15 protein-coding genes are annotated in these 20,101 nt (G+C 47.5%); 7 read left to right on the top strand and 8 right to left on the bottom strand.

What is annotated here, in order from left to right:
- Window positions 1-165 precede the first annotated feature (165 nt).
- Together ABT58_RS10190 and ABT58_RS10185 are read right to left on the bottom strand one after the other, a co-directional pair.
- Window positions 166-1,704, bottom strand: coding sequence for a protein adenylyltransferase SelO (locus ABT58_RS10190; RefSeq protein WP_047874302.1), 1,539 nt, complete (start codon window positions 1,702-1,704; stop codon window positions 166-168).
- A gap of 121 nt (window positions 1,705-1,825) precedes the next feature.
- Window positions 1,826-3,202 carry a hypothetical protein gene (locus tag ABT58_RS10185; RefSeq protein WP_047874301.1) on the bottom strand — a complete coding sequence of 459 codons (1,377 nt, stop codon included), beginning with the start codon at window positions 3,200-3,202 and terminating at the stop codon, window positions 1,826-1,828.
- Window positions 3,203-3,509: 307 nt separating this feature from the next.
- Here ABT58_RS10185 and ABT58_RS10180 point away from each other — a divergent pair, with 307 nt between their 5' ends.
- Both ABT58_RS10180 and ABT58_RS10175 read left to right on the top strand, forming a co-directional pair.
- Window positions 3,510-4,349, top strand: coding sequence for a CvfB family protein (locus ABT58_RS10180; RefSeq protein WP_047874300.1), 840 nt, complete (start codon window positions 3,510-3,512; stop codon window positions 4,347-4,349).
- A 153-nt stretch (window positions 4,350-4,502) separates the two neighbouring features.
- Entirely contained in the window at window positions 4,503-6,119 is a 1,617-nt protein-coding gene (locus ABT58_RS10175) for a peptide ABC transporter substrate-binding protein (protein ID WP_047874299.1), read from the top strand.
- A 94-nt stretch (window positions 6,120-6,213) separates the two neighbouring features.
- Here the strand turns inward: ABT58_RS10175 and ABT58_RS10170 are convergent, their stop codons facing one another.
- Window positions 6,214-7,479, bottom strand: coding sequence for a metal-dependent hydrolase family protein (locus tag ABT58_RS10170; RefSeq protein WP_047874298.1), 1,266 nt, complete (start codon window positions 7,477-7,479; stop codon window positions 6,214-6,216).
- 270 nt (window positions 7,480-7,749) lie between these two features.
- On the opposite strand from ABT58_RS10170, the gene ABT58_RS10165 reads away from it, so the two are divergent.
- Complete coding sequence (locus ABT58_RS10165) at window positions 7,750-8,301, top strand: OmpA family protein (RefSeq protein ID WP_047874297.1); 552 nt, start codon at window positions 7,750-7,752, stop codon at window positions 8,299-8,301.
- Between the two features lie 150 nt (window positions 8,302-8,451).
- On the opposite strand, the gene moeB is transcribed toward ABT58_RS10165, so the two are convergent.
- Together moeB and moeA are read right to left on the bottom strand one after the other, a co-directional pair.
- The gene (gene moeB / locus ABT58_RS10160) at window positions 8,452-9,204 is read right to left on the bottom strand and encodes a molybdopterin-synthase adenylyltransferase MoeB (RefSeq protein ID WP_047874296.1); all 753 of its coding nucleotides are present in this window, start codon (window positions 9,202-9,204) and stop codon (window positions 8,452-8,454) included.
- A 141-nt stretch (window positions 9,205-9,345) separates the two neighbouring features.
- On the bottom strand, window positions 9,346-10,578 hold the full coding sequence (gene moeA / locus ABT58_RS10155) for a molybdopterin molybdotransferase MoeA (protein WP_047874295.1): 1,233 nt from the start codon (window positions 10,576-10,578) through the stop codon (window positions 9,346-9,348).
- A gap of 215 nt (window positions 10,579-10,793) precedes the next feature.
- On the opposite strand from moeA, the gene folE reads away from it, so the two are divergent.
- Complete coding sequence (gene folE, locus ABT58_RS10150; RefSeq protein WP_047874294.1) at window positions 10,794-11,447, top strand: GTP cyclohydrolase I FolE; 654 nt, start codon at window positions 10,794-10,796, stop codon at window positions 11,445-11,447.
- Between the two features lie 95 nt (window positions 11,448-11,542).
- Complete coding sequence (locus ABT58_RS10145) at window positions 11,543-12,493, top strand: LysR family transcriptional regulator (RefSeq protein ID WP_047874293.1); 951 nt, start codon at window positions 11,543-11,545, stop codon at window positions 12,491-12,493.
- A gap of 95 nt (window positions 12,494-12,588) precedes the next feature.
- Here ABT58_RS10145 and ABT58_RS10140 read toward each other — a convergent pair whose 3' ends face one another.
- Both ABT58_RS10140 and ABT58_RS10135 read right to left on the bottom strand, forming a co-directional pair.
- The gene (locus tag ABT58_RS10140; RefSeq protein ID WP_047874292.1) at window positions 12,589-13,461 is read right to left on the bottom strand and encodes a YjjW family glycine radical enzyme activase; all 873 of its coding nucleotides are present in this window, start codon (window positions 13,459-13,461) and stop codon (window positions 12,589-12,591) included.
- Window positions 13,427-14,959, bottom strand: coding sequence for a YjjI family glycine radical enzyme (locus ABT58_RS10135; protein ID WP_047874291.1), 1,533 nt, complete (start codon window positions 14,957-14,959; stop codon window positions 13,427-13,429). The genes ABT58_RS10140 and ABT58_RS10135 overlap by 35 nt, the downstream gene beginning before the upstream one ends.
- Window positions 14,960-15,311: 352 nt before the next feature.
- On the opposite strand from ABT58_RS10135, the gene ABT58_RS10130 reads away from it, so the two are divergent.
- A complete protein-coding gene (locus ABT58_RS10130) occupies window positions 15,312-17,066 on the top strand; it encodes a L,D-transpeptidase family protein (protein WP_047874290.1) in 1,755 nt (584 codons plus the stop codon).
- Window positions 17,067-17,176: 110 nt separating this feature from the next.
- On the opposite strand, the gene ABT58_RS10125 is transcribed toward ABT58_RS10130, so the two are convergent.
- Window positions 17,177-18,130 carry a TerC family protein gene (locus ABT58_RS10125; RefSeq protein ID WP_047874289.1) on the bottom strand — a complete coding sequence of 318 codons (954 nt, stop codon included), beginning with the start codon at window positions 18,128-18,130 and terminating at the stop codon, window positions 17,177-17,179.
- 521 nt (window positions 18,131-18,651) lie between these two features.
- Between ABT58_RS10125 and ABT58_RS24045 the strand changes: the two genes are divergently transcribed.
- A complete protein-coding gene (locus ABT58_RS24045) occupies window positions 18,652-18,801 on the top strand; it encodes a hypothetical protein (RefSeq protein ID WP_156168822.1) in 150 nt (49 codons plus the stop codon).
- Window positions 18,802-20,101 lie beyond the last annotated feature (1,300 nt).

Genomic DNA, 20,101 nt, shown 5'->3' with positions numbered 1-20,101 from the left:
GCTTGAAGTTGTAGTGTGAGCGAGGAAATCTATCAGGCTCTGGCACATTAATTTACAAGCTAGATCAAAGATTTGAATTATTTTCTCATCCTATGAAATAGACATGGCTAAATCGTGAACCTACTCGCAAACTCGCGTGATGCATTTGCGAACAAGCTGTATAAATTATGATGAACAGCTAATAGCAAGCGTTTTCCCCCAGGCCGGAGGCAGGGTGGCGAGGTGAGATAGCGACGGGTGTTCATCATACGGATGCGCTAATACGGCCAGTAAATCATCCAGCATGTGGTAGTCACCCTGCTCGGCTTTTTCAATAGCCTGTTGGGCTAAATAATTACGGAGAATGAATTTAGGGTTGGCCTTTTGCATCCGCGAGAGTCGCTGGCTGTCGCTTTGTGACAGCGCGCTATTGTGTTGTGACGTATTGCCATTCGCTGCCCATTCTTTCTCTACCCGTGCGGCATACTCTAGCAGCCAGGATTGAAGTGGGGACAAGTTGTCCATCAGAAAGGCAAATTGATCTGCGCTTGTCTGTATCTGGTGAGCAGGAATGCCAGACAGTGTGCGGAAGAATAAGGTGTAATCGACGCGCTGCGCTTTTAAAAGTGAAAATAATCCGGCAAAGAGGGCGGTATCTTCCTCTAATGCCAACTCTAGCCCTAATTTATTGCGCATGATGCGACTGTAAGCGCGTTGAAGCACGGTTTCATACTGGGTTAATGCGTGGTCAATGGCGTCTTTCTCTAGCAGTGGCGTTAGCGCATACCCTAAGGCGGAAAGGTTCCATAATCCAATAGACGGTTGTTGGTAAAAGGCGTAGCGACCTGAATAGTCGGAGTGATTACAAATAAACGTTGGGTCGTAATCATCCAGAAAACCGTAAGGGCCGTAATCGAATGTCAGGCCAAGTACCGACATGTTATCGGTGTTCATCACCCCGTGCGCAAAGCCGACCGCTTGCCACTGTGCGATCATTGTTGCGGTACGAGTGACGATCTCTTCAAACATCAGGGCATAACGCGCGCTGTTATCGCCGTCAGGGTGTGAATGGGTGCGCTCATTAATATGTGGAAAGTGCTGAGTAATCAGATAATCCGCCAGTTGGCGTAATGTGTCATGTTGCTGGGTATAAAAGAGGTATTCAAAGTGCCCGAAGCGTAAATGGCTTTCGGCCACACGGATTAAGGTTGCGCCGCGCTCTTCGGTTTCCCGATACACCGGCGTTTCACTGCCAATAATGGCCAAGGCTTGCGTGGTAGGAATGCCTAATCCTGTCATGGCCGCACTGGCGAGGTATTCACGAATGCTGGATCGTAACACTGCACGCCCATCGCCTTGGCGGGAATATGGCGTCAGGCCGGAGCCTTTTAAGTGAATGTCCCATTTTGCGCCGCTCTCGGTCAGCACTTCGCCCAGCAATACGCCTCGGCCATCGCCCAAATCCGGATTGTATTGCCCGAACTGATGGCCGGTGTATTTCATCGCGATGGGATCAAACGCCGGGTGGTCGGCATTGCCACTGAAGAGATCAATGAAATAGGGTGTGTGGGCTTGTTGGGGATCTAACTCAAGCAACTGGCAGACGTGCGGATTCACATGGACTAAAAAAGGCGCATCTAATGGTTGGGGCAACAATGGCGTGCCAAAGGTGCTTGGCAATTGGCGGTAAGTATTGTGGCAAACCCATTGGGACAATGTTTTCATAAAAGGCTCAACAACAGTGGTGATCCCTTTAAGCATAACAAGTTACGCGCGGCTAACAACGGAGAGAAAGTAGGGCTATTGCTAGCCCTATTCATAACAAAAATGACGTATGGTTGGTGTGTTATTGATTCTGCGTTTGTGTCGTGGACGTTTCGACTTCGATCGGTTCTACATCGACAATCTTGGAACGGTTCATGATGATCTTCCAACGCTGAATACGCACGGTGTTGTCTTCATCCGTTTCACGGGTGATCAGGTTGATCAGGTGGCGTTTTTCCACCGACTCTTTCGACACCTGACCATCGCGAAGCTGGTAGATTTTTTGTGAGCCTTTTTCCATCAGCTTGGTGATGCTGCGCAGATCCAACATGATGGATTCACGGGTTTGTTCATAACCGGTCAGGAACTTGGTCGGCGACATACGCGTGGTGCTCTTGTAATGCAAAATCGTTTCTTCGTGCTGGGAGACTTTGTGTTTACGTACACGGCGGATCGCTTTGTCCAAATTCTTATAAGATTGGTATTCCATCCATTCTAACTGACGGCCAATCAACTGGTTTGAGTTGGCATCAAAGAACTGCTTACGCCACTTTGGTTTGCCTTTACGCACCCAGCGCCACAGCATGACTTTTAAGTCGTCTTTAAACACTTCACGGGCAGCGTAAATAAAAGACAGCACCAAAATGAAGGAGGCGGTAATGTCACCCAATACACCACGGGCTTTCATCAGCATTAACGTCACGAAAATCATCACAAAACCGGCCGCAAAGCCCGTGACCACTTTACGGGTGTTCTGACCTAACTCAGTGGTTTTCTCTTTCATCGTGACCGGAAATTCAATCAAGCGGCGCAACAGGCGCATTTTGTTGGACATCCGGGTCGGATCTTCCATTGCCTTACTGGAGTTGTATTTCAGTTCAATGCGGTGATCGGATTCAGACTGGCAAATATCCAGCAGCAAATTTTTGATGTCACTGTAATCGCTGCTGCGGGGCAGGTGAGCAACCAGCTCCAGCAGTTTTTGCTCGGTAAACCAAGACAGGTAGTTATCGACGTTTTCGTAGTATTTGTGCAGCTTTTGATCGCTCGGCACATTACGACGCAAACGCTTCAGAATGCGAATGGTCAGTTGCGCGACTTCTTCGACTTCTTCCAGTGAGCGCTCTTCGTTGGCGTCGAGCAGCATCTGAGTGGTTTTTTCCAGCGCCAAAGCATACTGGTAGGCGTACAAGCTCAAACTTAAGCGGTACTGTTCCGTAGAAAGCTTGCCCCGGCTGGCAAGGCGGCTGTGTACCAGCGGCAAATGGTTGATGTCACTGTAATAAGTACGTTTGCCGACAATGGCATTATGGAAGAATTCTTCTTCAGTGATGATGTGACGATTCAGCCCCAACTCGCCGGGCACAAAAATATAGAGATCGAGCTGCCTGTTGGTGGTTTCTTGAATGACGTGGGAGATTTTCAGCTTGTGGCCGTCTTTCTTTTCAACAGTGATCACTGTACTCAATAGCCTCGATAAACGACTGATAGGACAAACAACGCAACGTTACCGAATAGGGCGTGCGTGCTTCTCAGTAGAAGTGGGCTAATTTTAGATGAATTAACCGGTTAATAGCAGCGGTATTTTTCCCTCGCCACTTTATTAGCGTAAAAAACAGGCAAATAATTGAAGATAGGTCAGGCACGTTGAAAGAACATCACGTATAATGCGCGACCTAACGATAACGTTGATCGTGATCGCAATTTTTTACTGTGGGGTGCATAGCGCATCTTACTGTTTACGTTACCCAGAGAGTGTCAAGAGAATGATTAGAATTGGACAATACAACACATTAGAGGTAGTCAAGACGGTTGAGTTTGGCGTATTCCTTGATGGTGGTGAGGACTTCGGTAATATTTTGCTGCCGAAAGCTTGTGTTCCTTCTGGCACTGAGCTGGGTGACAAGATTGAAGCGTTTATCTACTTCGATTCCAACGATGAAATCATTGCGACCACCAAGCAGCCATTGGCGGTGGTCGGTGACTTTGCGCTGCTGCGCGTTGTCGGCATTTGTGGCATCGGTGCGTTTGTGGACTGGGGTCTGGAAAAAGATCTGTTGGTACCATTCAGTGAGCAGCGTCGTCGCTTGGAAGTGGGTCAGGACATCATGGTGCGCGTATACACCGACAAAGCGTCGGGTCGTATCGTGGGTTCAACCAAGTTCAACCGTTTCCTTGACAAAACGCCTGCGAACTACAAAGTGGGTCAGGAAGTACAGGTAATGATTGCTGAATCGTCTGATTTGGGCTTTAAAGCTATCATTGAAGAGCAGCACTGGGGTCTGTTGTTCCGTACTGAATCATTCGGTAAGTTGTTCCCGGGTAAGAAGCTGAAAGCCTACATCAAAGAGATTCGTCCAGACGGTAAGATCAACCTGTCACTACAGAAAGCCGGTCGTGCGAAAGTTGACGATTTGGCCGATAAAGTGCTGACCACACTGGCGCGTAAAGGCGGCTTCCTGCCACTGAGCGATAAATCGTCACCGGAAGAGATTTTCAAAGAATTCCGTACCAGTAAAGCAACGTTCAAGAAAACCATCGGTGGCCTGTACAAGCAGGGCATGATCGTGATTGAGCGTGACGGTATCCGTTTGAACGATAACTGATCCGCCATGACAGGGCGGTTGAAGTGAATCGTCGTGTCAGATCTCAAATCATTAAGCCGGTGTGAATCACCGGCTTTTTTGTGCGCGGTAATATTTCGTCTTGTGTTATATCCCTGTATCTTATTTGTTCAATAAGTACACAAAGGATAAATTATGCAAGGAAGTAAGCTCACTGTGATTGCCGCTGCTGTTGCTTTGTTTGCACATGCCTCAGCGTTGGCTGCGGATGTTCCGGCCAATGTGGCGCTCGCCGATGTTCAGGAATTGGTGCGCGGTAACGGCGATGAAGTCCCCACGTTAGATCCCTCCTATTCTTCTGATACCGCCAGCTCGCGCGTGATTTCTGACATGTTCGAGGGTTTGGTGACTCAAAGTCCTGACGGCGATATTATTCCTGCGTTAGCCACGCATTGGGACACCTCGGCCGATGGCAAAACCTATACCTTCCATTTACGGGATAATATCCAGTGGTCTAATGGTGATCCGATTACCGCTCTGGATTTTGAATACAGCTTTAAACGTGTGATTGACCCACACAAGGCCGCTCCGTATTCGTGGTACTACACCACCGCACACATTCTTAACGCCGATAAAATCACGCAGGGAAAAATGGCGCCAGATAAATTAGGCGTCAAAGCGCTGGATGCGAAAACCCTGCAAATCACCCTCGATCGCCCCGTTCCGTATCTGGTGAAGATGCTGACGCATGAATCAACGTTTCCGGTGTATCGTCAGGCGATTGAAAAGTACGGGGATGCATGGACTAAACCTGAAAATATCGTGACCAGCAGTGCCTACAAGCTAACGCATTGGACGCTGAATGAGCGCATTGTGCTGGAGAGAAATCCCAAATATTGGAACAACGAAAAAACGGTGATTGAGCAGGTGACGTATCTGCCGATTGCCGATCTTACTGCCGAATATAACCGCTTCCGTACCGGTGAAATTGATATCACCTCTTCGTTTCCGCTTGAACAATACAACGCGATTAAAAAGCAACGCCCGGATGAGTTGCTGACCATGCCATCTTTAGGCACCTATTACTATTTGTTTAATGTGCACAGGAAACCGTTTGATGATCCCCGTGTGCGCAAAGCACTGGCTTATGCTATTGATCGAGACATTGTCACAACCGCCATTTTAGGGCAGGGGCAGGTGCCCGCGTACGGGGTAACGCCGCCATCGGTAGAAGGGTTTGATCCACCAAAGCTGGCCTGGGGTAAATTGAGCCAGAAAGAACGTAATAAGGCCGCGAAAGCATTATTGGCTGAAGCTGGGTACGGGCCATCGAATCCCTTGTCCTTTGAGCTGGTGTACAACACGTCAGAGTCCCATAAAAAACTGGCGATTGTGATGTCTTCCATGTGGAATAAAACGCTGGGGGCAAAGGTGGATTTGGCTAATCAGGAATGGAAAACCTTCCTGCAAAAACTGGGGCAGCAAGATTTCACGGTCGCGCGTTATGCCTGGATGGGGGATTACAACGAAGCTTCGACGTTCTTAGCGTATTTTGAGTCAGCAGGGATGAACTATGCCCGTTGGTCGAATGCCAAATATGATGAAGCGATGAAACAGGCGATTCAGGCCCCGACGGATGAGGCGCGCAATCGCTATTATCAGCAAGCTGAAACCATTTTTGCTGATGCGATGCCGGCCATTCCTTTGTATCACTACACCCGTTCGGTATTGAAAAACACCAAGGTCGGCGGGTATTCCACAGTGAATGCCTCCGAGCCTCGTTACACCCGTGATCTGTATATGATGAAGTAAGTACGCATGTCGTTCGCTTGCCATGATAGCGGTTCAATAACAGCAAGTCGGCCTGAATGAAAGGCCGGCTTTTTATGATGCTAGTACTTGGTACTTAGCAAAGCGTATTCTTGTAGATCACGCCGTCTTTCATGATCACTTTCTGTTTGTCTGCTTGTGTAACACACGCGACACCTTCCAGCGGGTTCCCTTCAATGATCAACAGATCGGCATAAGCCCCTTCAGAAATTTCACCCAGCTTACCTTCCTGATAAGGGTGCTGATAGGTCGACAAGTTAAACAGCTTGGCGCAGTTAGAGGTAGCCATGCGCAGGGCAGTAATCGTATCAAACACCTTTTCGATGGCTTCCAGTTCATGAGACTGGGTTGCATGCACACCTAAGTCACCGACACAGTCCGTGCCGAAGCAGAGGTTTTCAATCTCATACTTTTTGATCAGTTCTGCGGATTTCAGCATGGCTTTGCCGACACGCTCGGTCTTCTGATATAGCGACTCTGATCCCAATGGAATTTTACGTTCCGCAATCAGCGACGACGTAAAGTAGGACGGAATCACAAATATGCCTTTCTCCTTGATGATTTGTGCAATGTCATCGTCCATGATAGTAGCGTGCTCAAACGACATGATGCCCGCCTCGGCGGCTCGCTTCATCGCGGGCGTGGTGTGAATGTGCGCAGCCACATAGGTACCGTAATCGGATGCGGCTTCGACGGCCGCTTTCAGTTCATCCAATGTGTATTGCAGGGTATCCAGTGGATCAAAGGTGGAGGATGCGCCACCGCCGGCCATGATTTTGATTTGTGACGCGCCCATAAAGAGCTGTTCACGTACGGCTTTAAGCACTTCGGAGCGGCCATCGGCAATGGCGAATGCACCGGTTTTCATTAACGGTGAATCTTCATGACCGTTTCGGCGTTGTTGGCCTCGGTTTTGGCGATAGTCAGAATGGCCAGAGGTTTGTGAGATCGCCGCTTGAGACGGGAAAATACGCGGACCCGTGGCATAGCCGCTATCGATGGCCGTTTTAAGGCCAATGGTGTTACCAGCGACATCACGTACTGTCGTAAAGCCACGCATCAGCATGCCTTCGGCGATTTTTGCCGAACGAATGGCGATTTCTTCACGGGTCATGGTGTCGAGGACATGCGGGGCAGCAGACAACGTGATATGGACATGCGCATCAATCAGGCCTGGCATGACGGTATGGCCACGCGCGTCAATGACCTGTTCAAAGCCGGCATCGTTAATCGGTTGTTGGCTAATCGTTTGAATGTGGTTTTGGTTGATGACGATATCCACCGCCTCTAGCAGGGTGTTGTCATGACCGTTAAAGACGTTGGCATTTTTGATAAGTAGCATGGTAAGTCCTCAAAACGTAAGCAAATTGGGTATCGAGATATGCTGTATTGATATTTTTGACTGTATCTGTTTTGAGGTGAACGCTTTTACCATTTCACGCCATGTGAAGCAGATGTTGTAATTCGGCACAATTTGAAAGAATCCTTCATTCACTTGCAAATTTGATTGTGAAGTATCTCCATACTCTTCTTTTTCCCTCAGATGTGAAAAGCGGCTTTTGATAAAGTCCATTATTCATAGGGTTTTGCTTTTTCTTAGCGTGGTGTTTAAATGAAAGTTCTATTGGTTTTTCTATTCTCCCTGTTCGTAGTAGGGTGTGCGTCAACAAGTGAAGAAGTGGTCACAAAGGCCAAGACGGTCTCGAAAGAGAAGGTCAGTGCCTTTTTGGACCAGAGTGTTCACGATGTACAAGCGGTTATCGGTAGCGATGTGGGTACCGTGATGCGCAAAGGCGATCAGGTACTGATTACATTGAAGGGTGATCAGAGCTTCAATCATGACAGCGCTATCGTACGTGCTGAAGGTGAAATGGTGCTTAAGCAGCTAGCAGGTATTCTTGCCGAAGCGCCGGATTCTCGTATTTTCATCGGCGGCCACACTGACAGCGTAGGTTCTGAGGAATATAACCGTGCACTTTCTACTAAGCGTGCAACTTCTGTATCTGACCTGATGACGACTTACGGTGTGGATAGCAAGCGTGTGGGTGTGTTTGGTTTCGGTGAAAGTGCCCCGATTGCGGATAACAAGAAAGCAGCAGGTCGTCAGGACAACCGTCGCATTGAAATCCGCTTGACGCCAATTTTCGATAATTTCCTAGAGTAAGCCTCCTCGTTACTCGCCCTTCACTGCAAGGTAAAAGCAGTAAACGTTGTAAAGCATCAAAATCAAAAGCGTAATAAAAAAGGAAGCTTCGGCTTCCTTTTTCTTTTGCTGCAGAGTCAATGTCGGCGATATGAGTCGACATCTTAAAGCTTAATGCGAACCACAGACGGAACAACTGGCTTGCTTGCTCAGTTTCATTTCTCGCCACGCCATGTTCATGGCATCCAGCATCAGGATTTTACCTACCAGCGGTTGACCCAGTTGGCTGGCAACCTTAATGGCTTCCATTGCTTGTACTGCACCGACAATGCCAACGACTGGCGACATGATACCGGCTTCCACACAGGTGAGCGCTTGTTGGCCAAAAAGGGCACTCAAGCACTGATAGCAAGGTGCATCGTCTTCATAGGTGTAAACACTGATTTGGCCTTCCATACGAATAGCGGCACCGGAAATTAACGGTGTTTTCGTTTGGTAGCACAAACGGTTTAACTGGTTGCGGGTATCTACATTGTCACAGCAGTCCAGTACGATGTCGTGCGCGTCGATCAGCGCCAGCAGCTCATCGTCATTTAAACGGCGAGCATGGGTCTCAATCTGTACGTATGGATTGATGGTTTGCAGGGCTTGTTTGGCTGATTCCACTTTCAGCATGCCGACGGTGTTGTCGTTGTGCAGAACCTGACGTTGCAGGTTAGACACTTCCACCTTGTCGTCATCAATCAGGGTCAGTTTGCCTACACCGGCAGCCGCCAAATATTGGCTTGAGGCACAGCCCAGACCGCCTGCACCCAAGATCAACATGGAGCACGCTTTAAGAGCTTCTTGCCCTTCAAAGTCAAATTGTTTCAGAATGATTTGGCGGTTATAACGCAGCATTTCCGCATCGGTAAGTTCTACCACGGGCGTCTTCCTGTTGGGTTGTCTTTGACGACAACGTGACACGCGGTTGCCCGGCGTATCACGTTGTGGGGAAGGGGATGCTCCCCTTCATTATTAACGGGACTAAATGGACAGACTAAGTCCACACGGACTCAGTGCTAATCAGTACATGGTGTGGTTGAACAACTCGATAGTGACGTCTTCACCCGGCATCACACGGCCGCGTTCTTGTTCTAGCACCACAAAACAGTTGGCATGATGCATAGAACTGAATGCGCCAGAGCCTTGGTTACCGGTTGTCGCCACTTCCAATTGACCGTCTTCATTGATCTGGTAAATACCGCGCTGGTAATCCGCACGGCCAGGGCGTTTTTTGAAGACGCTGGTGGCTTTGGCTTTCAGGCGTTTTGGTGGCTGATAATGGCTGTGACCAGACAGTTTTGCCAGCATTGGCTGAACAAGTTGGTACAGAGTGACCATGGCAGAGACGGGGTTACCCGGCAGGCCGCAGAACCATGTATTGTTGATGGTACCAAACGCAAAAGGTTTACCTGGCTTCATGGCGATTTTCCAGAAACCGATTTGGCCTTGTTCGTCCAGAATGTCTTTGGTGTAGTCTGCTTCACCCACGCTCACACCCCCAGAGGTGATCAGCACATCGGCTTGTGTGGCAGTTTGGAAGGCTTCACGCAGTTTGTCCGGGCAATCAGGGATCACACCCAGATCCATCACATCACAGCCAAATTTTTCTAGCAGGGCACGAATACCATAACGGTTGCTGTCGTAGATCTGACCGGCTTCTAGTGGCTCACCCACTGAACGCAGTTCATCACCGGTAGAGAAAAACGCCACCATTGGGCGAACGAAAACAGGCAGTGTCGCAATGCCCAGTGAAGCCAGCAGTGGCATTTCGCGTGCCGTAATGCGGTTGCCTTTGGCGACCACCACATCACCTTGGGCAACGTCGTCACCAACCGGGCGCACGTTATCACCACAAGGGGCTTTTACCGTAAAGCGAATGCTGTTGCCATCCACTTCTGTTTCTTCCTGCATGATCACCGTGTCAGTGCCAGCGGGTAGCTCTGCACCGGTCATAATGCGAATACATTGGCCTGACTGGCAGATACCGTCAAAAGGAATACCGGCAAAGGATTTACCGACCATTTCAAGGGTGTCAGTTTGTTCAAGATCAGCGCTGCGTAGCGCGTAACCGTCCATTGCTGAGTTCGCAAAAGGCGGCACATTAATAGGGGAAAGAATATCTTCCGCAAGCACTTTGCCCATCGTATCGGCAAGGGCAACCGTTGTTACGGTATCCAGTGGTTTTACTTGGTCCAGAATTTTATTCAAAGCCGTTTCAACAGGCATCAAACCTGGCGCATCACAACATCCCATAATGGTATCCGTCAATCATGTTCTTATAATCTAATAGACATTATTATGACAAAAAAAGGGGGGGAGCACTAATACCTGAGTAAATTCGTGGTGTAATTCTGTTGAATTACAGGTATCCTGCGGGTTGAAATATGGCTGGCTAGTTGATGAAAGTGTCTAAGTACCTAACGGTGCTTATTTTTTATCCGTTTTAGTCGGCGAGTTGGAGGAAAAGAATGACTGCATTTAGCGAATCTGCACAAAAGGTGCGCCAGGCACTGATTGATCGTGGCCTTGAAACGCCGATGACTGACAAGGTAGTCAGCCGCGAAGAGAAAAAAGAGAAAATCGAGTATCACATGCGTGAAATCCTCGAGTTACTTTCTCTGGACCTGTCGGATGATAGCCTGGTGGAAACCCCGCATCGTATCGCGAAGATGTACGTTGACGAAGTGTTCTCTGGCTTGGATTACGCCAATTTCCCGAAAATCACCGTTATCGAAAACAAGATGAACTGTGATGAAATGGTACGCGTAAAAGACATTACCCTGACCAGCACGTGTGAGCACCATTTGGTGACGATCGACGGTAAAGCGACCGTGGCGTATATTCCACGTGGCAAGATCATTGGTTTGTCGAAGATTAACCGTATCGTGCGCTTCTTTGCCCAGCGTCCGCAGGTACAAGAGCGTATGACGCAGCAGATTTTGGTCGCCCTACAAACGCTGCTGGAAAGCGAAGATGTTGCTATCACCATTGACGCAACACATTACTGTGTGAAAGCCCGTGGCGTGATGGATGCGACCAGCGTGACCACGACCACAGCACTGGGTGGGATCTTCAAACGTAACCCAGCAACCCGTGCAGAATTTCTGCATGGCGTGCGTTAATCTTCATTGACGCTTAATCAGATTAATTTATTATTAAACAAGCCAGTAGAGTGTTCTACTGGCTTTTTTTATCGACGATAACCAGTGCAGCGTGTATGGATTTAATCAAACTTTCTCGTATCAGTATGAAGCACCTTGTCACGCTTCATGTCATGTTGGACACCCTGAGTGTCACAGCCAGTGCAGAGAGACTTTGCCTAAGCCCGTCATCGGTCAGTAAAACCCTGACGCAATTGCGTGAAAGCCTCAATGATGAACTGTTTTACCGTCACGGTAATCAGTTGGTGGCGACGCCATTAGCGCGTCGACTAGGCCCGACCGTGCATCAGATGATCAATGAAATGAATCAGATGCTGACGCAAGAAGCGTTTGATCCGGCTTCTTACCAAGGGCGCTTTTCGTTAGCGATGCGAGAAAGTACGTTTGAGCTACTGGCGGCGTCTTTAACCGCACGTGTGTTGGCATTGGCACCGGGCATGCGTCTGGAAATTTGGTCTCGAGAGAGTATGGGGTTAGACAGCCTGTCAAAAGGGCAGTTGGATTTCATTTTATTGCCTCATGACAAAAGTCAGCCGCCAAGTGCGAACAGTAATTTGGTGTGGGAAACGTTGCTCGATGATGAAATGGTGTGTTTGATGAGCGCCCAGCATCCGTTAGCAGGCAAGACGTTAACGGTGGAAGACTATTTGCATTACGGCCATGTGAGTATCATGGACAGCGATTTGAACGTTCCGTTTTTTGAAATGCAGTTGGCGCAACAGCATCATAAACGTCGTATCGCGGTCACCGTGCCGGATTTTGGCAGCGCCGCTGTGATGTGTCATCACAGTGAGTTGCTGTTTACGTGTTCTCGCCAGTGGGCGGATGTGGCGTTGCAGGCGAAAGGCTTGGTGATAAAACCCTTGCCGTTTAATTACGGTGAAGTGTCGTATAGCTTAGTGTGGCATCAGCCAAGTATGAATGATCCCGCGCAGCGTTGGCTGTACGAGCAAATTGTGGATGTGGCGCATGCGGCGCAGCATGAAAAAACACCTTCCTCTGAGTAAATACAGCGCGTTATTGCGCTAGCGCAGAGTAGAGAAAGGTGTAACGGAAAGGTATCGTTAAAGGTGTTTAGCGTGATGAATGCGAGAGATTCACGCTAAACATTTAGTGGCTCGCGGTACGTGACGGTCAGTCCACGTTGTTCGAGCTGTGTGGCAAAATCAGTAATTTCCTCTTTGCTGCACACATCCCATGCCAGGGCTTCCCCTGTCACACCATGGTGCTGAAACGCATTTAAGCGGATCGTGGTGCGGGCGGGTAGGGTGTGCAGATAGGTACTGACGGCATCAATTTCGCCGACGTAGTCAGTGATCCCCGGAATATGCAGTAAACGCACTTCTTCCAGTTTGTCGTGCTCAGCCAGTAGCGAGATAGATTGCATCACGCGATGATGGCTGCGCCCGGTTAACCACTGGTGGGTTTCTTCCTGCCATGCTTTTAAGTCAATCATTGCCCCGTCTAATACAGGCAACAATTTTTCCCATCCGGTTTGGCTCAGGCTACCGTTACTGTCGACCATGCACGATAAATGCTGGAGCTCGGCATCAGCCTTAACCGCTTCAAAGAGTGCAACAATGAAAGGCAACTGTAACGTTGCTTCACCGCCACTGACTGTGATCCCGGAGAGGAAGAAATGCTGTTTGCGCACCAGCGCCAGAATGTCATCCAGCGTCATGACTTGTGTTTTAGGATTCGACTGATTAGGGCAAACCGACAAACACAAATCACAATGGGTGCACAGGCTCGCATCCCATTTCACTTTACCGTCTTCCATGCTGAGTGCATTGGCCGGACACGGTGCAACACAATCACCACAATGGTTACACACGCCAATGGTGTGCGGGTTGTGGCAGTTTTTGCACTGGTAATTACAGCCCTGCAAAAAGATAACGAGCCTGTTTCCAGGCCCGTCAACGCATGAGAAGTTTAAGATCTTACTGACCGTCGCTGTAACGCGGTGCTTGCTCATGACTTACTACTCGTGGTGCACGGTTCAGGATACCGGTTGTTGCCGCCGCTTCCTCACCCAGACCGGTGGTGTTGGTACGCGAACCTTCTTCTTTGAACTTGGCAATGTCAGACAATTTGATCATGTAGCCCGTTACACGAACCAGGTCGTTAGAGTGAACGTTCGCGGTAAACTCGCGGAAACCAATTGCCAGTGCACCTTTACATAGCTGGTACATCGCTTCTGGGTTCGCTTTCACTGTTTCATCGATAGTCAGAATGTCACTGATGCCCGATGTGTAGTATTGGTGATGCTCAGCCAGTGCCTGAACGTGGCTCACTGGGTCCGGTTCTGTACCGTAAGGGATACGTACACCCGGTGTTACGTCAACATCCAGGCTGATACCGCCCTGAGAGTGCAGTAGTGCACGGCCGTTGTAACCGTATTTTACGGGTGTTGCAGTCACGATTTCGCTCAGCGTACGTGAGATGTTGTGACCCAGACGGTTAGCTGCTTCTGCGTGGCCGTATAGCCCTTCAGCGCCGTCTTTTTCCATCAGCGCATTTACCGCTTCAGCCATACCGTAAATGCCGAACATTGGCGCAAAACGGTCTTCGTCGATCAGGCCTTCTGTTACCAGGAAGCTGTTGAAGAAACCGGATTCTTCGTGCAGGAAGGCTGCACGCGCTTCAATCAGTTCAAACATTGTTGCACAGTATTGTGGCAGTACGCTGTCGAAGAAGTGCTGGCTAGAATCCGCTTTCTTTGCCGCTTCTTTCAGGTTCATACGTACCAGCGTGTTTGCACCGCCAGCAAGAGGTAGCGAGTTATAGCAGCTCACGATACCAAAACCACGTGCGTCGTACGCGTTAGCGTGCATTGGGAAGTTCGCAATGTGTGGCTTGCTGCATTCACAGATGTTCTGGTTAGCCACGCGCAGTAGGTCGTCTGGTGTTACCGCAGGGTCGTACATGAAGGTCAGGTTAGGAGCAACCTGCTTCAGCTCGGCATCAACACGTAGGATAGTACGGCAGATGATGTTATCGGTTGGGCCGATGTTCACGTGCATGAAGGCATCTGGTAGCGTGCGGTCAAGCATGATCCAGAACATACGCAGTTTGCGGTAAACCGCTTCGTCGCTCAAATCGCCAACGTATGGCAGCAGCACGTCATCCAACTGACCCAGGTATACCGGAATGTTCGTCACAGACGGCACGTGGTGGTACAGGATAGTCAGGTTGTTCAGCGCTTCGTCAAAATCGGTCGCAGGTGCCAGCTCAAGGTACTCAGAACCTTGCTTAAGGAACTTCGCGTAATCCGGTAGCACATAACGTGGTTTGAATGGGGCATTGCCTTCAAACATGTCACACAAAACGGCGTCTTTCATCGCTGCTGCTACAGCATCAGAAACAGATAGGTAATCCAGGCTCGCGTCAGCTTCTAGCGCCAGGTAGCTTGATTTTTGCTTTGGCGACAGGTTTGGATTGGTGATGATTTTCTTGAATTGTTCTTGTGTCATGATCTCATTAACCACGTGTTTACTATGGGTACTAAGATACCTGTTTTTATCATGTTTCTTGAAGTGAAAATAAATACCAAGTTAATTTCCAAAATAGAAATTCGATTCATGCGTCACATAAATTTAGGGTTATCTGTAATACATAAAATTTGTTTGCTTGGTGCGCCGTAATTATTAATTCCTTTTAATGTCAATTTTTTAGCTTATAAATTTGTCAATATGACACAAAATTGACTAATACTAGTAATATGCGTTGTGCGTCGAAGAAGCGATAGCCAGCATTGATTATCATGCCCCGTTCAGGGATTGAGCCCTATTCATAGGTAATGTTCGCAGCTCAGGATAGTTCGTAATGTTTTGCACCCGCTCTAGTTCTCGTCCAGTCAAAATACTCAGTTCTTTGTTTCTTTCAGTGTGTGCGTCAACGTTTAGTGTGAATGCCCAGCCGACCAATACGGTAAGTGAGGATTCCGCACAACCTGACGTATTGTTTCCTGTTGCCTCGCCTCAGCAACCTCAATCTCGGCTTGATTACGCACTGACTCAACCCGACGCATTAAATAGTTTCCGACAGCTCTGTGTGAATGCCACACAGGCGTTGTGTTTTGATGTGGCCGTTGACCGTATCTATGCCGCTAACGGTTATATGCCGATATGGGAAAGCCTGATGTTGCGTGAGGCCCTGTACACACGTTTGCGTACGTTGGACTATGCGAAGCTCATGCCGGGCATGGCAGAGCGGATCATGGAGTTGGAGTACCTGGAAGCGAAACAGGATCAGCGGGGGTTTGATATTCTCGCGACAGATTCCTATCTTGTTTATCAGGTTGTCATGCAACAAATGACGAAGCGCCCAAGTTTATTGTTCCGTCATCAAACCTTACCGCAAGTGAATCATCAGATGCTGACAGCACTGGAAACGCATCCGGTGAATGCGTTTTTGCGTATTGGTGCGAATGAAGACGCGCTAATGAACAGTTTGCGTGTGAACGAAGCAGAATTTACCGTGACGCAGCGTAGCTTGTTGCAAGCAAGGCGTTATCAGGATCTCGCCCCCCATGAATATGTGCCGACGCCACGCTTAATGGTGCGGGAAGGGCAGTTAGTGCCCAATGGTCATAAAGTGATAGAAATCTTATATCAGCACGGCGATCTGTCTGAACATGATTATGATTGGCTGCAGCATGAGGCGATCATCACCAATCGTGGCGCAGTCCATATGGCACTGCAACGCTTCCAACAGCGTAACGGGTTACATGTGGATGGCATTTATGGTCCGGCGACCTCTCGTCAACTGGCACTGCCATATGAAGAAGTCGCGCGTTTGATTGCATTGAATCTCCATCGTAATCAGTTTGGTGCGACCGGGGCGGAGCGACCGAGTATTCGGGTCAACATTCCGGATTATCATATGATCATCACCCATAAAGACGAAGTGGTGTTTGAGTCCAAAGTCATTGTTGGCCGTACCGCACGTCCTACTAACCTGTTTTCTTCAGCGCTGAGTGTGATGGTGGTGAATCCACGTTGGAACGTGCCTGAAACGATAAAAAAAGAAGATGTGATCCCGGGGATGAAACGATCGCCAGATTATCTTCAGCGTAAAAATTTGACCATTATTAATAGTTGGCGTGATCGCACGGAAATTCCGGCTGATCAAATAGAGTGGAGTACGGTGGATCCTGAAACTTTCCCGTATGAGTTCATGCAAGGGCCAGGACCGACCAATGCTTTAGGTAATGTGAAGTTTCTGATGCCAAATGATTACTCCATCTACCTGCATGATACGCCGGCGCGGGGGCTGTTTAATCGTACCAAACGTAATTTGAGTTCAGGGTGTGTGCGGGTAGAAAAAGCCGCAGAACTGGCTGATTACATTTTGGACTATCAGCGCCGTTCTCAATCTTATCGCCATTTTGTGAAAACGGATGAGATCGACAACATCAATCTACCCAGGAAGATCGATGTGGACTTTACCTACGTGACTGCATGGGTGGATGAAAATGATGTACTGCAAATGCGAGAGGATATCTACGGCTACGACAGACCTATCCGTGAACCGGTGGAAGAGAAGTTCTCAACTTTGAAGAACTACCGCCGTTACTAACCTCGATCTGCATTGCCCCAACAGGTGATGTATAAAACGGGTGATAATAAAAAAGCCCCATCAATGTGGGGCTTTTTGCTGTCTCTTTAGCGGATATGCCGCATTAACGCTTATTTCGCTTCAGCGTCCATGTCGCGGGTTTTCCATAGTGAGCCAAGGATGGCTGCAGTAATGGTCAACACAATCACACCCAAAGACACAACGGTAGGGATCGCGTACGCAGTTTCCATTAGTAGCATCTTAATACCGATGAAGCTTAGGATGAACGCCAGTGCAGGGCGTAGGTAGCAGAAACGCGTCAACATGCCTTCCAGTACGAAGTACAGAGAACGCAGACCCAATAGGGCAAAGACGTTAGCTGTCATCACCAAGAACGGTTCTTTCGTTACGGCAAAGATCGCTGGGATAGAATCCAGTGCGAACATCACGTCAGTCAGCGCGATAACCGCAATCACAATTAATAGTGGCGTTGCCAACCAGCCTTTGCTGTCTTTAACAAAGAAGTTGTTACCACGGTAATCATCAGTGACACGGAAACATTTCTTAACCAGACGTACAGGTAGCGATTCAGAGAAATCTTCTTGCTCGTCTTCGTCTTCACTCCATAGTTTGTAACCGGTGTAAAGCAGGAACGCAGCAAAGATGTATAGGATCCAGTGGAACTGTGTTAGCAGCTCAGCACCCACCATAATCATGATCGCACGCAGGATCAGCGCACCAACAACCCCTAGCATCAATACGCGAGGGCGAATTGATTCAGGCACGGCAAACTGACCGAAAATCAGTGCGAAGACAAACAGGTTGTCAACACTCAAAGATTTTTCCAGTAAGTAACCGGTCAGGAAGGCCGTTGCTGCTTCGCTGTTAGTGTATGTGCTGTCAGGTGCCATTTGTGGCCAGTACATATAGATAACAACGTTAAAGGCAAGAGCAAGTACAACCCAGAACAGGCTCCAAATCGCTGCTTTTTTGATGGTAACTTTACCGCCACGGGTTTGGTATAAGTCCAGCGCCAACATCAAGATGGTCAGAACAAAGAACCCTTCGTAGCTAAAAAGGCTCATGGTTTTCTCCTTTCACGAACGATCGCGCGAAAAGGGCAGGCAATAAAGACTAACCAGACCTTTCGCGCATTAACAAATGATGTTGTTCCTGAGGTAGAGGGGCTACCTATAGATAAGCAACATCCTGCAATGGAATGCATGATTAATGGCGTTGGTCTCGTCAAGATGGTGTAAGGACTGTGTTTACAAATCCATCCTCGGCTGCCGGAAGCTTTTGACTTCGAGATGACGACAGACGAACAATTGGTGACTACTCCCCAAAGCAGGCGCATTCTAAGAGCAAAACTTAGAGATCGCCAGCACTTTCTCAAACAAATATCATACGCTTCTTATTTATATTGTCATCTATCCCATGTGCTTAGGATCATGAGTTTGACATTTTTCCTATTGGCTTAATACTTAACCAATGCTTAATGAAGATTTTTTTGCAATATAAAAATAGTCAAAAAGCATGACTGAGCACATACCGTGCAAATCAAACTGTTATGCTACTGACAGTTTCATTCATAAAGAGGATGGTTATGGATAGGCAAGTGCTGGTGAGAAACATACGTTACATGGAAAGAGAATTGCGCGAGATGAGGGAGCAGCTGTCAGCGCTGGATGAGCAACAGAAACAGTGCGAACCATTAGATCACCCTGATAATGTCCTCTACCTGAAACAAGGGTAAAGGGCGATTATTCCAGTTACACAAAAACGGCGGCAAGGTGATGGATTTTCTTTGCCGCGTTTGTCTTCTCTTACTGCTTTATAACCGTTTTCATTCGGGTGTTTGAATAGCACTACGTTACAAACACGTCTGTCGTCAATGTGAATGTTTGTGACGCCGTCACATACGGTGTAACAATAATGTTATATTCAACGCAATATGGTGGTTTTTTCTCCGTCGAAGAGAACCGCAGCAAGGTGGATAATACAATAACACTCATACTCGACCTTACAAACTGATAACATTTTTATGGCTGTTATATATGGCTGAAATACACTGTTTTTTATAATAATAATATATTCAAATGGATTCAGTGTTGAGACTCTGAGGGGAGATGTTAATGGTAATTTATCAAAATGAGCAAATTTTAACTCATAATGATATTTAACATTATATGTACTTTCATCAGTGGAATGGCCGAATGACATATATATATGTCATTCTACCTGTTCCGACAAAAGTATTAAGATAATGGCATTTTGTAGAATATCTATATGTGATATTTATGTGCATGCAAAATTACGCTGTATTTCATTGGGCTGAGATTCGTATTTGAAATAATAAAACGATGATTTATTAAGGTGTGAGAATTTATCAGAGCGATGGGCTCAACGACCACTTTTATTATGAAAGAATGACATATGAAAGAATCGCTACTTTGTGTATAAGTTATTGTTTTATAAGTAAAATATTGTAGAGCGGTTGACGAGTGCATAAAGTTTGCACTGTATGCGATTTATCACTGTCAGCAGTTGGCGATAATATATACCACCTATTCAGTGCTTGATGAGAAATAATTTCGAACAATGGTTTATTGAATTATCACAATACAAAAGTGCTGAATTTGACTCAATATCAGCATAAAAAACAGTGGATTATTTATATTTTATAATATTAAGAGCACCTTTCAGAGTTATTGATATAATAAATATCAAAGGTGGCAATATAAATGCACACTGATTTTTATTTTCCATCAATGCATGAAACAAATGTCATTTTGCCAGCGTAATATTTTTTGCGTCATTGAATGTTGAAAAGGCGTTGCGTTATCAGAATGCTGATGAGTGTGCTGATTGTATTTTTTATTTGTTAATCAGTTGTTTTGTTGTTATTTATTTTTTGGTTTTTTTGAATGAAAAAGAAGATCAAGAGCATGTTTTCAGAAATTAGACATACCTCAAACTTCAGTAAGTCGTATAGTAGTCTCAACCAACTCATGTAACCAACACGATGCATAGAGTCATTAACCATCGAAATTATG

This window comes from Photobacterium aphoticum, from assembly GCF_001029435.1.
Lineage (GTDB): Bacteria > Pseudomonadota > Gammaproteobacteria > Enterobacterales > Vibrionaceae > Photobacterium > Photobacterium aphoticum.
Note: the sequence above shows the minus strand (reverse complement) of the source record. Positions and strands in the feature narration are given on the sequence as shown.